This window comes from Frankia sp. AvcI1 (assembly GCF_001420875.1).
GTDB lineage: Bacteria > Actinomycetota > Actinomycetes > Frankiales > Frankiaceae > Frankia > Frankia alni.
This window is the reverse complement of record NZ_LJFZ01000019.1, coordinates 1-18,266: the sequence shown is the minus strand read 5'-3', so window position 1 is coordinate 18,266 and position 18,266 is coordinate 1. Positions and strand designations below refer to the sequence as shown.

Sequence of the window (18,266 nt, the reverse complement as noted above, 5' to 3'; positions counted from 1 at the left end):
CTGGCCGCGGCCGCGAGGTCCAGCACCAGCCGGGGACCGTCGCCGGCCAGCAGCTCCAGCAGCGGCTTCGGGTCGACCGACGCCGCGGCGCTCGCCTGCGCGTCCGACGATCCCACCGGCCGCAGGCCCACCGCGGAGCGGGCCACGGAGCCGTCGCTCAGGTCGGTGAGCAGCGCGACGCAGCCGGCCTGACGGATGATCTGAGCCATCCGTCCCGCCGGCACCATCGGATCGAGCGGGACGACGGGCCGGCCGGTCTTCATCGCCGCCAGGACGCCGAGCAGCCCCGGGACCCCGTGCGGCAGCAGCGTCGCCACCGGGCCGTCCTCGGTTGCGTCGAGGCGCCCCAGCACGGCCACCGCGATGTCGTCCGTGCGGNGGTCGGCCTCGGCGAACGTCATCGCGACGCCCGGGGACACCACCGCCGGGGTGTCGGGCAGGTGCGCGGCGACCTCGCGGAACCGGCTGACCACCGAAGCCGGTAGATCATCGAAGTCCAACGCGGGGAAGGGGATGTCACCCCCGGGCGTCGCGACCGCCAGAGCCGCGCGCCGATCGCTCTCGTTCAATGCCACTCCTTGTCCTCTGTGCTGCCGGCGCCATCGATCCGTGACAGATGACCCTCGACCACGTGCACTCGCCGATCGTGGGATCGTCAGTCGCGCGCGATCGGGCGGTCCGTCGGAAACGCCCCGAGGGGCCGTCGCCGCGGCGACGGACGGGCGGGGCTGTCGGCGGGATGCCGCCTGACGGGAGTGGGTCGTTCTGGGCGACCCCGCCAAGGAAACACGTGCGGCGCTGCAACCGTTCGCTCGAGGTACACGAACAGCCTCCCCAGCATGCAGTCCGGTATAGCGTGGGACTTTATACCACGATGGTGTGGCTTACTTGTCGTCACCCCTCGTAACCTTGACGGAAGTGTCGGTTTACCCGCTCGTAATCGGGGCCGACCTTTCTCCACTCCGTAAGGATTTGCTGGTCTTGCCGGGTATTCCGGCTACGGCGCGAACCGGTCACCCGGTGCTGATCTGCGCTCCTCGGGCATTCTCCCGTCGGGCGCGTCGCGGCCCCCGGGGCCGCCATCCCCGGAGCTGGCGCTCCGGCGGTCGGCGTGTCCATCGGTCGCCGGCGGGTCGCCCCCGACCGCTCCCGGCCGTCCGAACGCCCCTCGAAAGCTCCCGAACGTCCCCGAACGTCCCCCGAACGCCCCAGGCACCACCGGCGGCCGGCGGCGGGTGGCTGACTCCCGCGCCCGCCCGGAGGTGCGGGTCGTTCCGGGTACGCGGGCCGCGCGGGCGTTCCCTCGTGGACCTGCCCCGGTCGGGGGATGGGTGAGCCCCTCTCGGGTCAGCCCGAACGGGCCGGGTGCGGTGCCGCGGCGGCGGGGTTCGGGTACCCCCGCGGACGATCGTGGAGGTCGCCCCGGCGTCCGTGGGGCCGCGGGATCGCGACCTCGGTGTCACCTGGGTCACTCTCCACCAGAAGTGCTGCCGAGGCTTGCATCCCGAAGATTGAGCGTCCTAGACTCATGAACTGTGAACGACGGACGGGCTGAAAGCGAAGGCGGCTCGGCGAAGGATCGCCGGGATGCGCCTCGAGGCGGCCCGGTCCGNCGTGGCACCCAGAGATCGATCGAGACGAGGGAGGCCCTTGTGAGCACCTACCTGTGGGACCCGTTCGCGGCGCTGGGGCGGATGGACCGGGAGTTCGACGAGATCGTTCGGCGCGCGTGGGGCACCCGCCGCCCGGCGCTCGCCGGCCGCTCCTCGAGCGCGGAGCTCGCCGTTCCCTCGGCCGACGTCGTCACCGAGGGCGAGGATGTGCTGATCAACCTCGAGCTGCCCGGGGTCGACGTGGAGCGTGACGTGGTCGTCGAGATCGACCGCGGCCGCCTGGTCGTCCGCGGCCGGCGCGGCGGGCAGCGCGAGCAGGAGCGCGCCGGTCGTGTCCACCGCGAGAGCTGGTCCGGCAGCTTCCGCCGGGAGTTCCGGCTCCCCGAGCGGGTCGACGCCTCGCGGATCTCCGCGGGCTACGACCGGGGCGTGCTGACCGTCCGGCTCGCGGGCGCTGCGGCCGAGCCGAAGGCGACCCGCATCGCCGTCACCGCGGCGAGCGGCGACCACAAGCCGACCGCCGTGGTGCAGCCGACCGCCGTGGTGCAGCCGGTCGACGCGGCGAAGGCGGTCGACGCGGCGACGCCGGCCGGCGTCGCGAAGCCGGCCGAGGTCGCGCCGGCCCAGCCCGGCGAGGTTTCGACCGCGTCGGCGTAGCCCGCGGCGCAGCGCGAGAGTGGGCGGCCCGAGTCCGCGGACCCACCGGCCGCGTGGCGGCGCGCCCGGGGTGCGAGTCCCTCCACACCCCGGGCCGCCGCACCCCGGGCCGCCGCGGTATCGGGCCCGGGTCGGGTGACCTCCCGGGCCCGCGTCGGCGTCAGCGGCGGCGCAGCGAGTCGCCGGTGGCGGACGACGACCGGCCGCCGCTCGCCCGGCCCGTCGAGCCGCGGCTCGACGGCGGCGGCACCATGGGGCCGACGTCCCCGTCCGGCGCGACGTCCAGGTCGACGATCACCGGCGCGTGGTCGCTGGTGNCGGTTCCCTTGNGGGCCGCCCGGTCCACCCACACCGCGCGCACCCTGTCCGCCACGTCGGCGGACGCCAGCGTCAGGTCGATGCGCATGCCGAAGTTCTTCGGGAAGCAGAGCTGGCGGTAATCCCAGTAGGTGTAGACGACGTCGTCGGGCCAGCGGGTCCGCAGGACGTCGACGAGACCGGCGTCGACGAGCTCGCCGAGGGCGGCGCGTTCGGCCGGGGTGACGTGCGTGGCGCCCTCGAACTGCGCGACGTCCCACACGTCGGCGTCCGTCGGGGCGATGTTGAAGTCGCCGAGGGTCATCAGGGGGCCCCGGGTCACCTCCGCGGCGACGACGTCGCGCAGGGCGGCGAGCCAGGACAGCTTGTAGGCGTAGTGNGGGTCGTCGACGGTGCGCCCGTTCGGCACGTACAGCGACCAGACCCGAACGCCGTCGCAGGTCGCGGCGATCGNGCGGGGTTCGGGATCGGGGAAACCCGGGCCGCCCGGCAGGCCCCGTACGACGTCGTCGAGGCTGCCTCGCGACAGGATCGCCACGCCGTTCCACCGGCCGTCGCCGTGATGGGCGACCCGGTAGCCACGCCGGAACAGGTCCTCGTCGAACAGCTCGAGGAAGGCGTCGTCCGACAGCTTCGTCTCCTGCAGGCACACCACGTCCGGTCCGGCGCGGTCCAGCCACTCGATCAGCCGGGCCTGCCTGGCCTTCGCGGAGTTGATGTTCCACGTCGCGATCCGCACAGCAGGTCACGGTAGTCCCGTGCCGCGGCGGCCCCGCGGCCGCTCCCGATCGGCATGCCATGCTGACGCGCGTGGACGGCGTACGCACGGTGGTGGGGCGCCCCCCGGCGCTGCGTCCCTACGTGATCTGTAGCTGCGCGATGTCGCTGGACGGCCGGATCGACGACTGCTCGCAGGCGCGGCTGATCCTCTCCGGCCCGGCGGACCTCGAACGGGTCGACGAGGTGCGCGCCGGGTGCGACGCGATCCTCGTCGGAGCCGAGACCGTCCGGCGGGACGACCCTCGTCTCGCGGTGCGCGCCGAGCATCGTCGTGCCGCGCGGGTCGCCGCGGGCCTGCCGCCGACGCCGGTCAAGGTGGTGCTCTCCGGCGGCGGCGACCTCGATCCGCGGTCCCGCGTGTTCGGCACCGACCCGGTCGACACGCTCGTCTACCGGCGCGCCGGCAGCGCCGCCCCGCCGCCGTCCTGGTCCGCGGCGCCGCGGGTGAGCGTCGTCGACCTGCCCGGTCGGCCGTGGGTGGACGTCGCCGCGGTGCTCGCCGACCTCGACCGCCGGGGAGTGCGCCGCCTGCTGGTCGAGGGGGGAACCTCGGTGCACACCGCCTTCCTCACCGCCGGCCTCGTCGACGAGCTGCACCTGGCGGTTGCCCCGTTCTTCGTCGGCGAGCGGGACGCGCCGGCATTCGTCGGCCCCGGCGCGTTTCCCCAGGACGTCCGCTCCCCGCTGCGGCTGGCCGAGGTCCGACAACTCGACGATGTGGTGCTGCTTCGGTATCTGGCGCCGACGTCGGCCTGACCGGGCCTCGTCCGGTCGTCTCGTCCGGTTTTGGGCGGCCCCGGTTTTGCGGGTCCCCGGNCGGGCATCGCTTCCTCCGGATCAACCGATCCCATGGTCCGAGGGAGTGATCACTGTGTCGGTGCAGACCGGCGGCCGGCTGCGGCACGCCGTCACCAGCGGCGGCGACGCTGGCAGCCAGGCGAAGGGCGCGGCGCGCCAGGCTCGCCACAGCCGGACGGTCGACCTCACCGCCCGCATCGGACTCGCCGGACGGGGCCTGGTCTACGTCCTCATCGGCGTGCTCGCCCTCCAGGTCGCCTTCGGCCTGAGCAACGCCCAGACGAACCGCAACGGCGCGCTCGGGGAGATCAAGGACAAGCCGTTCGGGTCCGCGGTGCTGGTCATCATGGTCATCGGCTTCCTGGGGTACGCGGCCTGGCGGCTGCTCGAGGCCGCGGTCGGCGTGCAGGACGAAAGCGACGAGAAGAAGCGGACCGCGAAGCGGGTGGTCTCCGCGGCGCGTGGCGTCGTCTACCTGGTGATCGCCGGCAGCACGATCAGCTTCCTCGTCTCGGGCGGCGGCGGGTCCGGCGAGCCGGCGCCCTGGACCGCGCGGGTCATGCGCAACGACGCCGGCCGGGTGCTCGTGGGGATCGTCGGCCTCGTGGTCGTCGGCATCGGCATCGGCATGATCATCCGTGGGGCGAAGCGGAAGTTCGAGGAGAAGCTGAAGATCGGCCAGATGGGCTCCCTCGCCCGGAAGATCGCCAAGCCCGCGGGTCTGGTCGGGTACATCGTGCGCGGCGTCGTGTTCGGGCTGGCCGGGGTGTTCGTGACCAAGGCGGCGATCGAGTTCGACCCGAAGGAGGCCAAGGGCCTCGACGGCACGCTGAAGACCCTCGCCGGGCAGGCGTACGGCCAGTGGCTGCTCACCGTCTGCGCGATCGGCCTGGTGCTGTTCGGTGTCTACTCCTTCTTCGAAGCCCGTTACCGCAAGCTCTGAGCGGCGGCGGTCCGCGCGGCGGCGGCCCCGATCGGTGCCCACGGGTGCCGGCCGGGGCCGCCGTCGTGTGCCCGGGACCACGGGCGGATGTCCGGTTGGGCGCGGTAGCGTGCGTGCTGCCCGGGACCGGCGACCGCCGAGCCGTGGATCGGCTGAGCGGAGGGGACGCGGGTGCGCGCAGGCCGGTCGCCGGACGGGGCATCCCCGCGACGGCGCCCGCGCCCGGCCGCGCTGCTCGCCGACCTCTCCCCGCTGCGGGAGCACCCGGCCTACCGCCGGCTGTGGGTCGGAGAGACGATCTCCGCCCTCGGCTCCCAGATCACCGCCACCGCGGTGCTGCTGCAGGTCTTCGCCGTCACCCGCTCGTCGTTTCAGGTCGGCCTGGTCAGCCTGGTGGCGCTGGTGCCGCTCGTCGCCGGCGGGCTGTTCGGCGGCGCCATCGTGGACGCGGTCGACCGCCGNCGCCTCGCCATGATCACCTCTGGTGGCCTGGCAGTGGTCTCGGCGGCGTTCCTGCTGCTGACACTCGCCGGCGCCGTCGACGACGTCGCCTGGCCGCTGATGTGCCTGGTCGCCGTGCAGTCCGCGCTGCTGGNCGCCGACCAACCGGCCCGCCGGGCGATGACGCCCAACCTGATCCCGCTCGAGCACCTGCCGGCCGCCAGCGCCCTGGCCCAGATCGGTGGCACGGCCGCCGGGGTGTTCGGCCCGCTCATCGCCGGCGTGTCCGTGGCCGCCGGCGGCTTCTCGATTGCCTACGCGATCGACCTGGTCACCTTCGCCGCCCCGCTGTACGGGCTGGCCCGGCTGCCGGCGATGCCGCCGCGCGGCGGCGGGCGCGGCGCGGGGGTGGCCAGCGTCGCCGAGGGACTGCGGTTCCTGCGCGGGCAGCCGGTGCTGTTGATGACCTTCGTGGTCGACATCATCGCGATGGTGTTCGGGATGCCGCGGGCGTTGTTCCCGGNGCTCGCCGAGGGCCGCTTCGGCGGGGGGAGCGCGACGGCGGGCGCGATGTACTCGGCGGTCGCGGTCGGCTCCCTGCTCGCCGCCGGGCTGTCCGGCCCGCTCGGCGGAGTCCGCCGCCAGGGGCTCGCAGTGGTGGTCTCGATCGTGCTGTGGGGCGGGGCGATCGCCGGCTTCGGCCTGGCCCACGACATCGCGCTCGGCCTGGCGCTGCTGGCGCTTGCGGGCGCCGCCGACATGGTCAGTGCCATCCTGCGCAACGCGATCCTCAACGTCGCGACCCCCGACGAGATGCGCGGGCGGCTGCAGGGCGTGTTCCTCGTCGTGGTCACCGGCGGGCCCCGGCTGGGGGACCTGGAGGCCGGTAGTGTCGCGGCGGTCACCTCACCGGCGTTCTCCGTGGTCAGCGGGGGACTGGCGGGCATCGGCTGCCTGCTGCTGGCGACAGCCGCGGTACCCGCGCTGATCCGCTACGACGCGAGGGCCGCGGTCGCGCAGGCACGGGCGCGGTCCTCGCCGCCGCAGGTGCCCCGTCCGTCCGAGGGCGGCGCGCGGGACGCCCTCGATCCGAGCGCCTGACCCTTCGCGCGGACGAGGGCTCCGGGCCGTGGCGACACGCGGGGCGACGCAGCGCAACGTTACGGAATCGTTACTGTGGCGCCGTTCCGCCGACACGGTCCTCTCGTCGAATGTCAGTTGACGATGGTTCATGTGGGGAGACATGTCGGGGGTGGTCGACCGTGGCCGGCACGTCGGGCTCCCCGGGCGTGTCCCGCTCCCCGGGCGTGTCCCGCTCTGCGGGCGTGTCGCTGGCGGAGCGGGCCGCCGCCGACGGCACGACCTTCGTCCTGGCGACCTTCGTCGACCTCGACGGCAAGCCGTGCGCCAAGCTGGTCCCGGCCGCGGCGCTCGACCGCGCCCAGGCCGACGGGGTGGGGTTCGCCGGCTTCGCGGCCGGTGGCACCGGCCAGGTGCCGAGTGATCCGGACATCATCGCGATGCCCGATCCGGACTCGTACGTGGCACTGCCGACCGTCCGGCCGGGGCTGGCGATGGTGCAGTGCGACCCGCACGTCGACGGCGCGCCGTGGCCGTTCGCGCCGCGGATCATCCTGCGTCGGCTGCGCGAGCGCCTCGCCGGCGCCGGGATGTCGATGCAGGTCGGCGCCGAGTGCGAGTACTTCCTCGTCCGCCGCGGACCCGACGGGACGATCGTTCCCGCCGACGCCGAGGACGCCGCCGCGAAGCCCTGCTACGACGCCCGCGACCTCACCCGGATGTACGACCACCTCACCGAGGTCTCCGCCGCGCTGAACTCCCTGGGCTGGGACAACTACGCCAACGACCACGAGGACGGCAACGGCCAGTTCGAGCAGAACTTCGGNCACGCCGACGCTCTCACCACGGCCGACCGGGTCATCGCGTTCCGTTACCTGGTCCGGATGACGGCCGAGCGGCGCGGGATGATCGCCACCTTCATGCCCAAGNCGTTCACCGGGCTGACCGGCAGCGGCATGCACCNGCACGTCTCCCTGTGGGCAGGCGAGCAGGCGCTGTTCCCGGACGACTCCGACCCGCGCGGCCTGGGACTGTCCACGCTCGCCTACTCCTTCGTCGGCGGGGTGCTCAGCCACGTGCCGGCCCTGCTCGCGCTGCTCACCCCGACGGTGAACTCCTTCAAGCGGACGGGCGCGCCGCCGCCGAACTCCGGCGCCACCTGGACACCGAGCCGGGCGACCTACGGCGGCAACGACCGGACCCACCTGATCCGGGTACCGGACGGGGATCGGGTGGAGATCCGGGTGGTCGACGGCGCGGCGAATCCCTACCTGGCGATCGCCGGGCTCATCGCGGCGGGCCTCGACGGCATCGACGCCGGGCTCGACCCGGGCCCGGTCGGGGCCGCGCCGCCGCCGTGGCCGCGGAACTGCCGCCGACGCTGCTACATGCCGTGGAGGCGTTCGTGGCCGATCCGGTGATCACCGGGGTGCTCGCGGCCGCGGGCGGCGCCGGCGTCCCGGCGTACTACGCCGCGCGGCGGCGGGCGGAGTTTCTGGACTGGCACAGCCGGGTGGGTTCCTGGGAGACCAGGCGTTACCTCACGGCGTTCTGACGGGCGTTGCGCCGGTCGCGACGTCGGCGGGCGACGGGAGTGTCCGCGGGCGAGAGGAGAGGCGTCGGCATGTGTGGCATCGCGGGCCTGCACCTGAAGGACGACACCTACCGGCATCGGCTCGGCGCCATGATCGCGGGCATGCTGCGCGGTGTCGCCGAACGCGGCCCGGACTCGGCGGGGGTGGCCATCCACTCCGACGGGCTGGAGGTCCTCAAGGCGGTCGGTGACCCGGTCGCGTTCGCCACCCGGATCGGCCTCGCCGGCCGGTCCGGGGTCCGCGCGCTTGCGCACACCCGGATGGCGACCGAATCCGCGGTCACCGCCGCGCACTGCCACCCGTTCGCGGTCCGCCCACCCGCGCCCGCCTGCGGCGCACGGGCGACCATCCCGGCGACGCCGATCGGCCCCGCCTCCGGTGCCGCGACGCCGATCGTCCCCGCCGCCGTGCCGGGGCTGGGAGCGACGCCGGTGGACACGACGCTCTGCCTGGTCCACAACGGGTCGTTCGCCAACCACGCCACCATCCGGCGCCGGCTCGCCGAGGCGGGCGTGACCACCGAGACCGACAACGACTCCGAGGTCGCCGCCCACTACCTCGCCGCGCGGCTGGCCGCCGGCGACGACCTGGCCGCGGCCCTGCGCCGGCTCACCGCGACCTTCGACGGCTTCTTCACCCTCGCCGTGACCACCGCGGACAGTTTCGCGGTCGTCCGCGACCCGATCGCGTGCAAGCCGGCGATCATCGCCGAGACCGACCGGTGGGTGGCGATGGTGTCGGAGTACCGGGCCCTGCTCGGCCTGCCGGGACTCGCCGACGCGGCGGTGTANGAACCCGAGCCGGAGGAGGTCTACCTGTGGGCGAACTGACCGGCGCCACCGGTGCTGGCGCCGAAACGGCCGAGAGGGCGGCGCCCGCAGAGCTCGTCCTCGACCTGGCCGAGATGGCGACCCGGCACGTCAACGCGGCGCTGCGGTCGCTGCCGGACGGCGCGCGGGCCCGGCTGGTCAACCCCGCCGGCCGGCACAACCTGGCGGTGGGGCTCACCCGGGCGGTCCGGGTGACGATCGCGGGACCCGCCGGCTACTACGTCGGCGGCCTCGGCGAGGCGGCCGAGGTGACCGTGGACGGTCCGGTCGGCTGGGGCGCGGGGGAGAACCTGATGTCCGGCACCGTGCGGGTCCGGGGCGCGGCCAGCCAGAGCGCGGCCGCGTCCGCGCACGGCGGGCTCGTCGTCGTCGAGGGCGACGCGTCGCTGCGCGCCGGGATCTCGCTCAAGGGCGGGCGGCTCGCGGTCGCCGGGGACGTCGGCCGGTACTGCGCGTTCCTGGCCCAGGCAGGGACGATCCTCGTCGGCGGCGACGCGGGCGAGGCCCTCGGCGACTCCCTCTACGAGGCGGTGATCTACGTGGCCGGGCGCGTGCGCAGCCTCGGCACCGACGCCCGAATCTGCGACCTCACCGCCGCCGACGTCGCCGCGGTGCGGGCCCTGGCGGCGCAGGCCGGCTTCGACCACGTCGATCCGGAGAACGTCACCCGGGTGGCGTCGGCCCGCCGGCTCTACCACTTCGACACCGCCCATCACGGCGCCTACTGATCGGAGTCGACGATGCCCCACCCCGACACGATCGACGGTCGGCACCCGCAGCCGCACCCGCAGCCGCACCCGCAGCCGCCGCCCGCGGACGAGCGGTACCCGCCGCACCACACCTTCGGCCCCCCGGTGCTCGCCGAAATCCGCGAGCGGGCGGAGCTGGGGCGCTACCCGATCCGCGGCTGGGGCGCGCGACGCGCCGTCCCGGACTTCGACGACCTGCTGCTGCTCACCGCCAGCGCCTCGCGCTACCCGCTGGAGGGCTACCGGGAGCGCTGCGACACGCGGACCGTCCTCGGCGCCCGCCGCGCCGCCCGCCCGGTGGTCCTCGACATCCCGATCACCATCGCGGGGATGTCGTTCGGCTCGCTGTCGGCGCAGGCGAAGGAGGCGTTGGGCCGCGCGGCTTCGTTGGTCGGCACGTCCACGACGACGGGCGACGGCGGAATGACGCCGGAGGAGCGGTCGGCCTCGACGACTCTGGTGTACCAGTGCCTGCCGTCGCGCTACGGCTTCAACCCGGCGGATCTGCGCGCCGCCGACGCGGTGGAGATCGTGCTCGGCCAGGGGGCGAAGCCGGGCGGCGGCGGGATGTTGCTCGGGCAGAAGGTCGGTGCCCGGGTGGCGGGAATGCGCACCCTGCCCGAGGGGGTCGACCAACGCTCGGCCAGCCGGCACCCGGACTGGACGGGGCCNGACGACCTCAAGATCAAGATCGAGGAGATCCGCGAGGTCACCGACTGGCAGGTGCCCGTCTACGTCAAGATCGGCGCGACCAGGGTGGACCACGACGTGCGCCTCGCCGTCGCCGCCGGGGCCGACGTCGTCGTCGTCGACGGGATGCAGGGTGGCACCGGTGCCACCCAGGACGCCTTCATCGAGCACACCGGGATCCCCACCCTCGCCGCGGTGCGCCTCGCCGCCGCGGCCCTGGCCGACCTGCGGCTCACCGGCGAGGTGGGACTGATCATCTCGGGTGGCATCCGCACCGGCGCCGACGTCGCCAAGGCGCTCGCGCTCGGCGCGGACGCCGTCTCCCTCGGCGTCGCCCCCCTCGTCGCACTGGGCTGCAACGCCCCGACCTACCGCCGCCTCGACGACCCGGACGAGACCCCGGCCGACGCGACCCTCGCCGGTGTGCCCTTCCCCGGCGTGGAGGTCGACGTGACGCCGGAGTACGCCGCGCTCGGCACCGCGCCGGGCCACTGCACGCACTGCCACACCGGCCGTTGCCCGGTCGGCGTCGCCACCCAGGACGACGAGCTGACCGCCCGCCTCGACCCGCGGCTCGGCGCCCATCGGGTGGCCAACTACCTGCGGGCGCTGGCGATGGAGACGACGATGCTGGCCCGCGCCTGCGGCAAGAGCGACGTGCACCGCCTCGAACCCGAGGATCTCGTCGCGCTCACCGTCGAGGCGGCGGCGATGGCCGGGGTGCCGCTGGCCGGAACCGACTGGATTCCCGGCCGATGACCGTGCAGGGGAGCGCCGACGTCGTCATCGTCGGCGGCGGCATCGAGGGGGCCGCGGCCGCCTGGGCGCTGACGCGCAAGGGCGTGTGCAACGTGCTGGTCCTCGAACGGGCCACCGTCGGCTCCGGGGGGACGGGCCGGTCCAGCGGCATCGTCCGCTGCCACTACGGGGTGCGTTCGCTCGCCGTGATGGCCTGGCACGGCGTGCAGCTGTTCACCCACGCCGCCGAGATCCTCGGGGTGGCCGACGGGGTCGGCTTCGAGCAGGTCGGCTATGTCGTCGGGGTCGGGCCGGGGGACGCCGCGGCGCTGGCGGCCAACGTCGAGGCGGCGGCGGCGGTCGGCATCGACACCCGCCTCGCCGATCCCGCGGAGGTCGCCGAGCTGTGGCCGGCGGCGAACCTCGCCGACTTCGCCGCGTTCGCCTACGAGCCGCGCGGCGGCTACGGCGACGCCTACCGGACCTGCCACGCCTATCTGGCCGCGGCCCGCCAGGGCGGGGTCCGGGTCCGCCAGGGCGCCCCGGTGACACGCATCCTGACCTCGGGCGAAGGCAGAGGCGAAGGCGAAGGCGGGGATGGGGACGGGGGCGCCGGCGTGGGCGAGAGCGGGCGAGTGGTCGGGGTCGAGCTCGCCGACGGCAGCCGGATCGCCGCCGGCGCGGTCGTGCTCGCGGCGGGCGTGTGGTCGGCGGCGCTGGCCGCCGGGGTCGGCATCGACCTGCCGTTGCGGGCCCAGCGGGAGCAGATCCTGATGGTGGCGCCGGGCGCGCCGGTCGGGCCCGTGCCGGTGCTGTCCGACCTGGTCGGCCTGCAGTACGTGCGCCCGGAACCCTCCGGCGACCTGCTGGTCGGCAACAGCGACCACAGCCGCCCGCAGTGGGTCGACCCCGACGCCTACCCGGGTGTCGCGGACCCGCAGTACGTGGAGCGTGCCGTCGGCCGGTTCGCCCATCGCTTCCCAGGCCTGCCCGAGGTGGCGCTGTCGTCGTCCTACGCCGGGTGCTACGACGTCACCCCCGACTACAACCCGATCATCTCGGCGACGCCGGTCGACGGACTGTTCGTCGCGGCGGGGTTCAGCGGCCACGGGTTCAAGATTTCGGTCGCGGTCGGTGAGCTCGTCGCGGATCTCGTCGTCGACGGGGACTCCAGCCATCCCCTCATCCCCGCCGCCGACTTCCGCCTCTCCCGCTTCGCGGAGAACGCCCCCCTGGTCAGCCCGCATCCCTACACCTGCGCCGGCCAGATGCGCTGAACCGGCCGCGCGGTGCACGCGGCAGGGCGTCAGGCGACGTCGTGGGAGCCGTAGGCGGTGACCGACAGGAAGCGGATCGGGAGCTTCAGCAGGCGGACCGGGCCGTGCGGGCCCTGGCCGTCGAACATCAGCGCGTCGCCGGGGTGCAGCACGTAGCGAGCCTCGCCGTGGNCGTACTCCAGCATGCCGTCGAGGACGTAGAGGAACTCGGTGCCCTCGTGCTGGAACAGCGGGAAGACCTCGCTGGCCTCGGTCAGGGTGACCAGCAGGGGCTCCATCCGCCTGCTTCCTTCGCGCAGGGTGCCCAGCAGCTCGTAGAGGTGGNCGACCCGGCTGCCGCGGCGCACGATCCGGGCGCCGTGCCCGGCGGGCACGAACACCGCCTCCCGCTCGTCGTCGACGCCGCGGAACAGCGCCGTCACGGGGACGCCGAGTCCGGCGGCGAGCCGGCCCAGGGTGGACAGGCTGCAGGACGTCTGGGCATTCTCGATCTTCGAGAGCATCGCCTTGGACATCTCGGTGCGCCGCGCGAGCTCCGCGACCGACAGCGCGGCGGNGAGGCGGTACTCGCGGACCCGGGCGGCGATGACCTGTTCGAGGGCCTGCTCGCCCGGCTCGGTGGACACAGCATGCAGCGTAGGGCGTGGCGACGTGCGCGTGGCCGGCCCGGCATCGCTGCGCGGCCACGCGAGGCGGGCCGGCCGGGATCGCGCGCGGGCGGCCCGGCCCGCGGCCGGTGCTCGGACTGGCCGATGTGGCCGAGGCTGGGACTGGCAGAATCTGCCGGCCGCACCGGTCAACTCGGCACTTCGCGGGAGTCCGTGAGCGTGGCTGAGCCGGCACGCTCGGAACATATGGAACAGATGACGTTCGCGGCCGCCGTCCGCGCGGTCAACGACACCCTGTCCCGCCGGTCGGCGCGCCACGGCGGGACGCCCTGTCCCGCCGGGCCGCGAGCGGTCCAGACCGGCGTCCTCGCCGCCTGCGACCTCGGCTGCNTCGACGACGCCGTGCCCCTGCTGGAAAGGGTCGTCGACCGTCTGGGCCGGCGGGATCCTGTCGTTGCGCACGGCTACCTCGTCCGGGTCGTGCGCTCGGCCCTCGGCGAGCTGCACCGCGACCGGCGGCGCGCCCACGGCCTGCAGCAGCGGCCCGAACGGGTGCCCGACGCGGCGTGGGCGCACGAGGCGCTGCCCGAGCCCGCCGACCGGGCCCTGCTGGCGCACCTGATGACGTGGCTGGGCAGCGATGTGCCCGCCGTCGACGGCACCGGCTGGCCCCTGTCCGCCTGGGCCGACCGCTACGGCACCACCCCGGCCGAGATGGCGGCCTGGATCCACCGGGTGACGGCGGCCGTCGAGGCGACCTCGCCCCGGCGCCACCGGCGCTACCTCGCGCGACCGCTGGCCGACAAGGCGCCCGTCGTGCCGCCGGTGAGCGCCTTCGCGGGCGGCGGCGCGCGGCTCGACGGGCGCACCCGGGAACCCGACCGGTGGGATGACCGATGGGGCGGCCGGTGGGATGGCGAGGCTGACGGGCGCGCCGGGCTGGCGTCGGCCCGGGTGCTCTGGCCGGCGGACGGTGAAGCGGCGCCGGCCGCCGAGGCGGTGCGGCGGGAGGTCGCCGGCTACCGGATCGTCGGGCTCACGGCGACCGTCGCCGGCCTGCACGGCACGGGCGCCGTCGCGGTTCGCGCGCTGCGCGTGGCGCTGGTCGAGGCGTTCGGCCCGGCCGCCGCGCGGGCCGCCGACGACGACCTGGCCGACGCGCTGCGGCGCGCCGCTCAGCCCGCGGCGCCGATGGCCGAGGGCAACGGACCCGCTGACAGCGGTGTCGCCGGAGATGCCGGTGCGGCCGGAGATGCCGAGGTCACCGGAGATGCCGAGGTCACCGGTGCTGCTGAGGTCACTGGTGCCGCTGAGATCACCGGTGCCGCCGGCGGCCGTGGCGTGGGATCGTTGCTGCTCGCGGCCTGAGCGCCGCCCGTGACCAGAGCCGCGAACGGGTCGCTCAGCCGAGCCTGCGCCGGGACGAGCGCGCTGACCGGCCGGTCGCCCGCGAGCTGGCGCAGGGCGTCGAACGCCGCGTCGACGGAGGCGTCGAAGTAGGCGTCGAGGAAGCGGGGATCACCGGCCCGCAGCACCGAGCCGTCGGGCGCGCGCGGGGCGGGCGCGGGCACGTGCAGCAGTCGGGGATGCGGCGCGAGCAGCTCACCCCAGGCCCGGCACTGCGCGGCCAGCTCCGCCGGCGCACTACCCGACAGCGCCGCGATGATCTCGATGAGCTCCGGCTCCGGCACCACCATGACCACCCGCACGTCGGGCCCGGCATCCCCGAGCAGCCGCGCGCTCGGCGCGCTCGGCTGCGGTGGCTCGGTGAGCACGTGTGCCCAGACCCGGCGCGGGGAGTTGTCCGGGCGGCGCAGCCAGTCCTGCATGATCTCGTCGGCGAGGGCGAAGTCGAGCTGCGCCCCGCCGTGCACCGACCGGGCCGCCCGGGCGAAGCTGCCCAGGCCCCAGCCGAGCGCCTTGGCCAGCAGCGCCGCGACCGTGTAGGAGCCGGTCCACTGCAGGCCGGTGACGACGATGCCCTGCGCGCCGACCCCGGACGCATCGGTGGGGGCGTGGTGGGCCGTGGGCTCGTGCGGCGCCNTGAAGCGGTGGACGATCAGCGGCGGCAGTGGGCCCGCGGGCAACCCCTCGACCAGCAGCGGCGTGGCGTCCCAGCTCGCCGCGGTCCGCTCGAAGACCTCGGCGAAGTCCCGCTCGGCGTCGGCCCGCTCGCTGATCGCGTCGACGCGTTCGAGCAGGACGTGATCGGCGAAGTGGCAGCGGTGGCGCCGTCCTCGCCAGTGTGGCCGCACGGTCACCGACCATCGCCCGTCCGCCGCCGCCGCTGCCGCGAACAGCGCGCCGCCGGTGGTCCGGCCCTCCTGAGCGGCCCGGACGCGAAGCTGCCGCTCCCGCTCCTCGGCCTCCTCGGCCCGGCGGACGAGTTTGCTGATGGAGGGGCTGCGCAGGCCGTAGGAGGCGAGCATGTCGCTCTCGTGGCCGCCCACCGCCCGGGCAAGCTCGATGATCGCGTGCGCCGGAACGGTCGTCTCGTTGCTCAGCCAACGGCGCAGCTTGTGGGTGCCCTGCAGATCAAGCGGGCCGGCCACCCGCTCGGCGAGCGCGGGCAGGCTGATCTGCTCGAGGTTGAGCACCGTCTTCATCGCGTCTGCCCAGCGGGCCTGCCGCGGATCGTCGCCGATCCGGGTCGGCAGACTGTGCGGCTGGAACCGGCGCGCCTGTCGGGCGGAGCCGCGCTGCGGCGACCCCCTGCCGCTCACCGACTCCGCCCCACCGCTCCCAGCCCTCTCACCGCTTCCGGCCACCCCGCCCATCTCCGGCCACACCTCACTCCCCGGCCACGCCACCATCGTGACTGATACCACCGGTTTGCCGGCCCAGAGTCGCCGGGTATCGACCCGAAGGTAGTTACCCATTCACATTCTGTGATCATGATGGAGGTGGGAGTGATGGCACTCTCCACCCGAGGCACGCCCGACAGCGGGGCCACCCTGGGCCGCTGGGATCCCTTCCGCGAGATCGAGGAGGCCTGGAGCCGGATGGGCAGCCTGCTCGGTGACGTCGCGGGCGGCTCCGGCCGNCCGCTGGGCGTGCTGGCGGGGGCGGCGCTGCCGGTCGACATCGAGGAGACCGACGACGCCTACGTCGTCGAGCTGGAGCTGCCCGGCGTCCGCCGCGAGGATGTCTCGATCGATCTGCGCGACGACGAGCTCCACGTCACCGGAGAGATCGGCGAGCGTGAGCGGACCGGTGTCGTGCGCCGCCGGTCCCGCCGTGTCGGCCGCTTCGAGCATCGGATCGCCCTGCCCGGCGAGGTCGACATCGAGGGTGTCTCGGCCAACCTGGCCGACGGGATCCTCACGGTGACCCTGCCCAAGGCGCGCCGCAGCCGGCCACGACACATCGAGATCACTGTGGGTGACCGCGATGAGATCGGGGCGGGCAGCCGGCGCCCCGCCGAGTTCTCGGAGGGCGCGACGCCGACGGCGTCCGGACGCGTCGGTCAGGGCGGTCTGACCACCGGTGACGAAGGCGTCGACCGCGGGCAGGCAGGCGGTCAGGAGACCGGGTCGGACGCCCGGTTCGCCGGTTCGACGGGCCGGGAGGCCGAAGCGCCTGGCCGGGGGGCTGGGGCAGCCGGTCGGGAGCCCGGAACTCCTGGTCGGGAGGCTGGTTCCGGGGGGCGGGAGTTCCGCTGATCCGCCGCTTGGCGGCCCTGCCGGGTGGATGACGGTCGGCTTTCGGACATGTAGCGGAAGGAGGCCAGAAAACGACCCTCGCGCAGGCACACTATGGTGCGTCTGGCGATCGAGGGAGAGTGCTGGTGTCTGGGACCCCGTTGCGCGTCCACACCCCGGCCGGGGAGGTGACGCTCACCGGCGACGTGTCCGCCGTGGTGGGGCGGGCCCGGTCGGCGGACATTGTCATCAACGACGGGCGGGTGTCGCGGCGGCATCTGGTGCTGCACCCGACGGCGGTCGGCTGGCGGGTCGAGGACATCAGCGCCAACGGGCTGTGGTGCGAAGGTCGCCGGCTGGGCAACGTCGACATCGTCGGTGAGCTGCGGCTACGCCTCGGCGCCGCGGATGGCCCGGAGGTGGTGCTCCTGCCCCAGNCGGTCCGGCCGGTCATCCCCCCGACGGCCCCGACCCGCGGGCCGGACGCGGCACCCATCTCCATCGAGGGCCTGGCGGCCTTCGCGCCCACCCCGGTGACGTCCGCGCCGGTGGGATCGGTCGGTCCCGGCGGGAACAGCGGCGGGCCCGGGGACGGCGGCGTGGGGGGAGACGCGGTGCCGGTCGGGGCCGGGGTGCCGGTGGCGGCGGGCGTGCCGGGGCAGCCGTCGGGTCCGGGCGGCGTCGCGCCGGGGGTCTCGGGGGGCCTGTCGATCGATCAGGCGACCGCGCAGAGCGCGGTGGTGCACGATCGTCGCCGCGTGCATCCGCTCCGTCCCGGCCGGATGCGGATGGGGCGCTCCCGCGACAACGAGATCAACGTCGGGGACCTGCTCGCCTCCCGTCACCATGCCGAGCTGCACATCTCACTCGGCGGGGTGGAGCTGGTCGACCTCGCCTCGGCGAACGGCACGTTCGTCAACGGCCACCGGATCGGCCGCGCCCCGGTGATGCAGCGAGACGTCATCGCCATCGGCCATCACCTGTTCCAGCTCGAGGGCAGCTCGCTCGTCGAGTACGTCGACTCCGGGGACGTCGCCTTCGAGGTCCAGGACGTCTCCGTCTTCGCCNGCACCAAGCAGCTCATGCACGACATGACCTTCCGGCTGCCCGGCCGGTCCCTGCTCGGCGTGGTCGGCCCCAGCGGTGCCGGCAAGTCGACCCTGCTCAACGCGCTCACCGGCTTCCGGCCCGCCGACCGCGGCTCGGTGCGCTACGCCGGCCGGGACCTCTACGCCGAGTACGACGAGCTGCGCCGCCGCATCGGCTACGTGCCCCAGGCCGACCCCCTGCACGACCAGCTCACCGTGCGCGAGGCCCTGCTCTACGGCTCGGAGCTGCGCTTCCCGGCCGACACGACCGCGGACGAGCGGCGCGCCCGGGTCGAGGAGGTCATCGGCCAGCTCGGGCTGTCCGCGCACGCCGACACCCGGGTCTCCCGGCTCTCCGGCGGCCAGAAGAAGCGCACCAGCGTCGCGCTCGAACTGCTCACCCGACCGTCGCTGCTCTTC

The 18,266-nt window shown here is 74.5% G+C and carries 11 protein-coding genes and 19 pseudogenes; 20 read left to right on the top strand and 10 right to left on the bottom strand.

Annotated elements, in window-relative coordinates:
- Positions 1–378, bottom strand: a pseudogene (locus UK94_RS58155) (AMP-binding protein); the annotation flags it as partial.
- A gap of 1 nt (position 379) precedes the next feature.
- A partial coding sequence (locus UK94_RS74375) for a hypothetical protein (RefSeq protein ID WP_268761513.1) occupies positions 380–473 on the bottom strand: 94 nt, incomplete at its 3' end.
- A gap of 1,140 nt (positions 474–1,613) precedes the next feature.
- Here UK94_RS74375 and UK94_RS19265 point away from each other — a divergent pair.
- A partial coding sequence (locus tag UK94_RS19265) for an Hsp20 family protein (protein WP_313949549.1) occupies positions 1,614–2,270 on the top strand: 657 nt, incomplete at its 5' end.
- 160 nt (positions 2,271–2,430) lie between these two features.
- On the opposite strand, the pseudogene UK94_RS58145 reads toward UK94_RS19265, so the two are convergent.
- From UK94_RS58145 to UK94_RS58130, 4 genes and pseudogenes are all read right to left on the bottom strand, one after another.
- Positions 2,431–2,587, bottom strand: a pseudogene (locus tag UK94_RS58145) (exodeoxyribonuclease III); the annotation flags it as partial.
- Positions 2,588–2,600: 13 nt separating this feature from the next.
- Positions 2,601–2,967 (bottom strand): annotated as a pseudogene (locus UK94_RS58140) (exodeoxyribonuclease III); the annotation flags it as partial.
- Position 2,968: 1 nt separating this feature from the next.
- Positions 2,969–3,041 (bottom strand): annotated as a pseudogene (locus UK94_RS58135) (hypothetical protein); the annotation flags it as partial.
- Position 3,042: 1 nt separating this feature from the next.
- Positions 3,043–3,327 (bottom strand): endonuclease/exonuclease/phosphatase family protein (locus UK94_RS58130; protein ID WP_235488727.1); only part of this gene is annotated, 285 nt, incomplete at its 3' end.
- Between the two features lie 59 nt (positions 3,328–3,386).
- Here UK94_RS58130 and UK94_RS19255 point away from each other — a divergent pair.
- The 15 genes and pseudogenes from UK94_RS19255 (at position 3,387) to UK94_RS19220 (ending at position 12,509) form a co-directional block, all read left to right on the top strand.
- Positions 3,387–4,124 (top strand): dihydrofolate reductase family protein, encoded by a 738-nt coding sequence (locus tag UK94_RS19255; RefSeq protein WP_011603061.1) that lies wholly within the window; start codon positions 3,387–3,389, stop codon positions 4,122–4,124.
- 115 nt (positions 4,125–4,239) lie between these two features.
- A complete protein-coding gene (locus tag UK94_RS19250; RefSeq protein WP_041940298.1) occupies positions 4,240–5,109 on the top strand; it encodes a DUF1206 domain-containing protein in 870 nt (289 codons plus the stop codon).
- A 171-nt stretch (positions 5,110–5,280) separates the two neighbouring features.
- Positions 5,281–5,570 (top strand): annotated as a pseudogene (locus UK94_RS58125) (MFS transporter); the annotation flags it as partial.
- Between the two features lies 1 nt (position 5,571).
- Positions 5,572–5,704: pseudogene (locus tag UK94_RS58120) on the top strand (hypothetical protein); the annotation flags it as partial.
- 1 nt (position 5,705) lies between these two features.
- Positions 5,706–6,073: pseudogene (locus tag UK94_RS58115) on the top strand (MFS transporter); the annotation flags it as partial.
- A gap of 1 nt (position 6,074) precedes the next feature.
- Positions 6,075–6,651: pseudogene (locus tag UK94_RS58110) on the top strand (MFS transporter); the annotation flags it as partial.
- 110 nt (positions 6,652–6,761) lie between these two features.
- Positions 6,762–7,456: pseudogene (locus UK94_RS58105) on the top strand (type III glutamate--ammonia ligase); the annotation flags it as partial.
- Between the two features lies 1 nt (position 7,457).
- Positions 7,458–7,559: pseudogene (locus UK94_RS58100) on the top strand (hypothetical protein); the annotation flags it as partial.
- A 35-nt stretch (positions 7,560–7,594) separates the two neighbouring features.
- Positions 7,595–8,051: pseudogene (locus tag UK94_RS58090) on the top strand (hypothetical protein); the annotation flags it as partial.
- Positions 8,036–8,185, top strand: a complete 150-nt coding sequence (locus UK94_RS58085; RefSeq protein ID WP_235488720.1) for a hypothetical protein — start codon at positions 8,036–8,038, stop codon at positions 8,183–8,185. The pseudogene UK94_RS58090 and the gene UK94_RS58085, both read left to right, overlap by 16 nt.
- Before the next feature lie 69 nt (positions 8,186–8,254).
- Positions 8,255–9,015, top strand: a pseudogene (locus UK94_RS19235) (glutamine amidotransferase); the annotation flags it as partial.
- Between the two features lie 27 nt (positions 9,016–9,042).
- Positions 9,043–9,783 carry a glutamate synthase gene (locus UK94_RS19230; RefSeq protein ID WP_200912858.1) on the top strand — a complete coding sequence of 247 codons (741 nt, stop codon included), beginning with the start codon at positions 9,043–9,045 and terminating at the stop codon, positions 9,781–9,783.
- Positions 9,784–9,795: 12 nt separating this feature from the next.
- A pseudogene (locus UK94_RS74370) lies at positions 9,796–10,475 on the top strand (glutamate synthase-related protein); the annotation flags it as partial.
- Between the two features lies 1 nt (position 10,476).
- Positions 10,477–11,253, top strand: a 777-nt coding sequence (locus tag UK94_RS58075) for a glutamate synthase-related protein (protein WP_235488718.1), incomplete at its 5' end; no start/stop codon positions are given.
- Positions 11,250–12,509, top strand: coding sequence for an FAD-binding oxidoreductase (locus tag UK94_RS19220; RefSeq protein ID WP_055750950.1), 1,260 nt, complete (start codon positions 11,250–11,252; stop codon positions 12,507–12,509). The genes UK94_RS58075 and UK94_RS19220, both read left to right, overlap by 4 nt.
- 29 nt (positions 12,510–12,538) lie before the next feature.
- Here UK94_RS19220 and UK94_RS58070 read toward each other — a convergent pair.
- The 4 pseudogenes from UK94_RS58070 to UK94_RS74360 form a co-directional block, all read right to left on the bottom strand.
- Positions 12,539–12,680 (bottom strand): annotated as a pseudogene (locus UK94_RS58070) (DNA-binding protein); the annotation flags it as partial.
- Position 12,681: 1 nt separating this feature from the next.
- Positions 12,682–12,787, bottom strand: a pseudogene (locus UK94_RS74365) (DNA-binding protein); the annotation flags it as partial.
- Between the two features lie 47 nt (positions 12,788–12,834).
- Positions 12,835–13,065: pseudogene (locus tag UK94_RS58060) on the bottom strand (helix-turn-helix transcriptional regulator); the annotation flags it as partial.
- Position 13,066: 1 nt separating this feature from the next.
- A pseudogene (locus tag UK94_RS74360) lies at positions 13,067–13,363 on the bottom strand (hypothetical protein); the annotation flags it as partial.
- 2,798 nt (positions 13,364–16,161) lie between these two features.
- Between UK94_RS74360 and UK94_RS19205 the strand changes: the two are divergent.
- From UK94_RS19205 to UK94_RS58045, 4 genes and pseudogenes are all read left to right on the top strand, one after another.
- The coding region (locus UK94_RS19205) for an Hsp20/alpha crystallin family protein (protein ID WP_235488715.1) at positions 16,162–16,779 on the top strand (618 nt) is incomplete at its 5' end.
- Positions 16,780–16,904: 125 nt separating this feature from the next.
- A pseudogene (locus UK94_RS58055) lies at positions 16,905–17,195 on the top strand (FHA domain-containing protein); the annotation flags it as partial.
- A 96-nt stretch (positions 17,196–17,291) separates the two neighbouring features.
- Positions 17,292–17,825: pseudogene (locus UK94_RS58050) on the top strand (FHA domain-containing protein); the annotation flags it as partial.
- Between the two features lies 1 nt (position 17,826).
- The coding region (locus UK94_RS58045; protein ID WP_235488713.1) for an ABC transporter ATP-binding protein at positions 17,827–18,266 on the top strand (440 nt) is incomplete at both ends.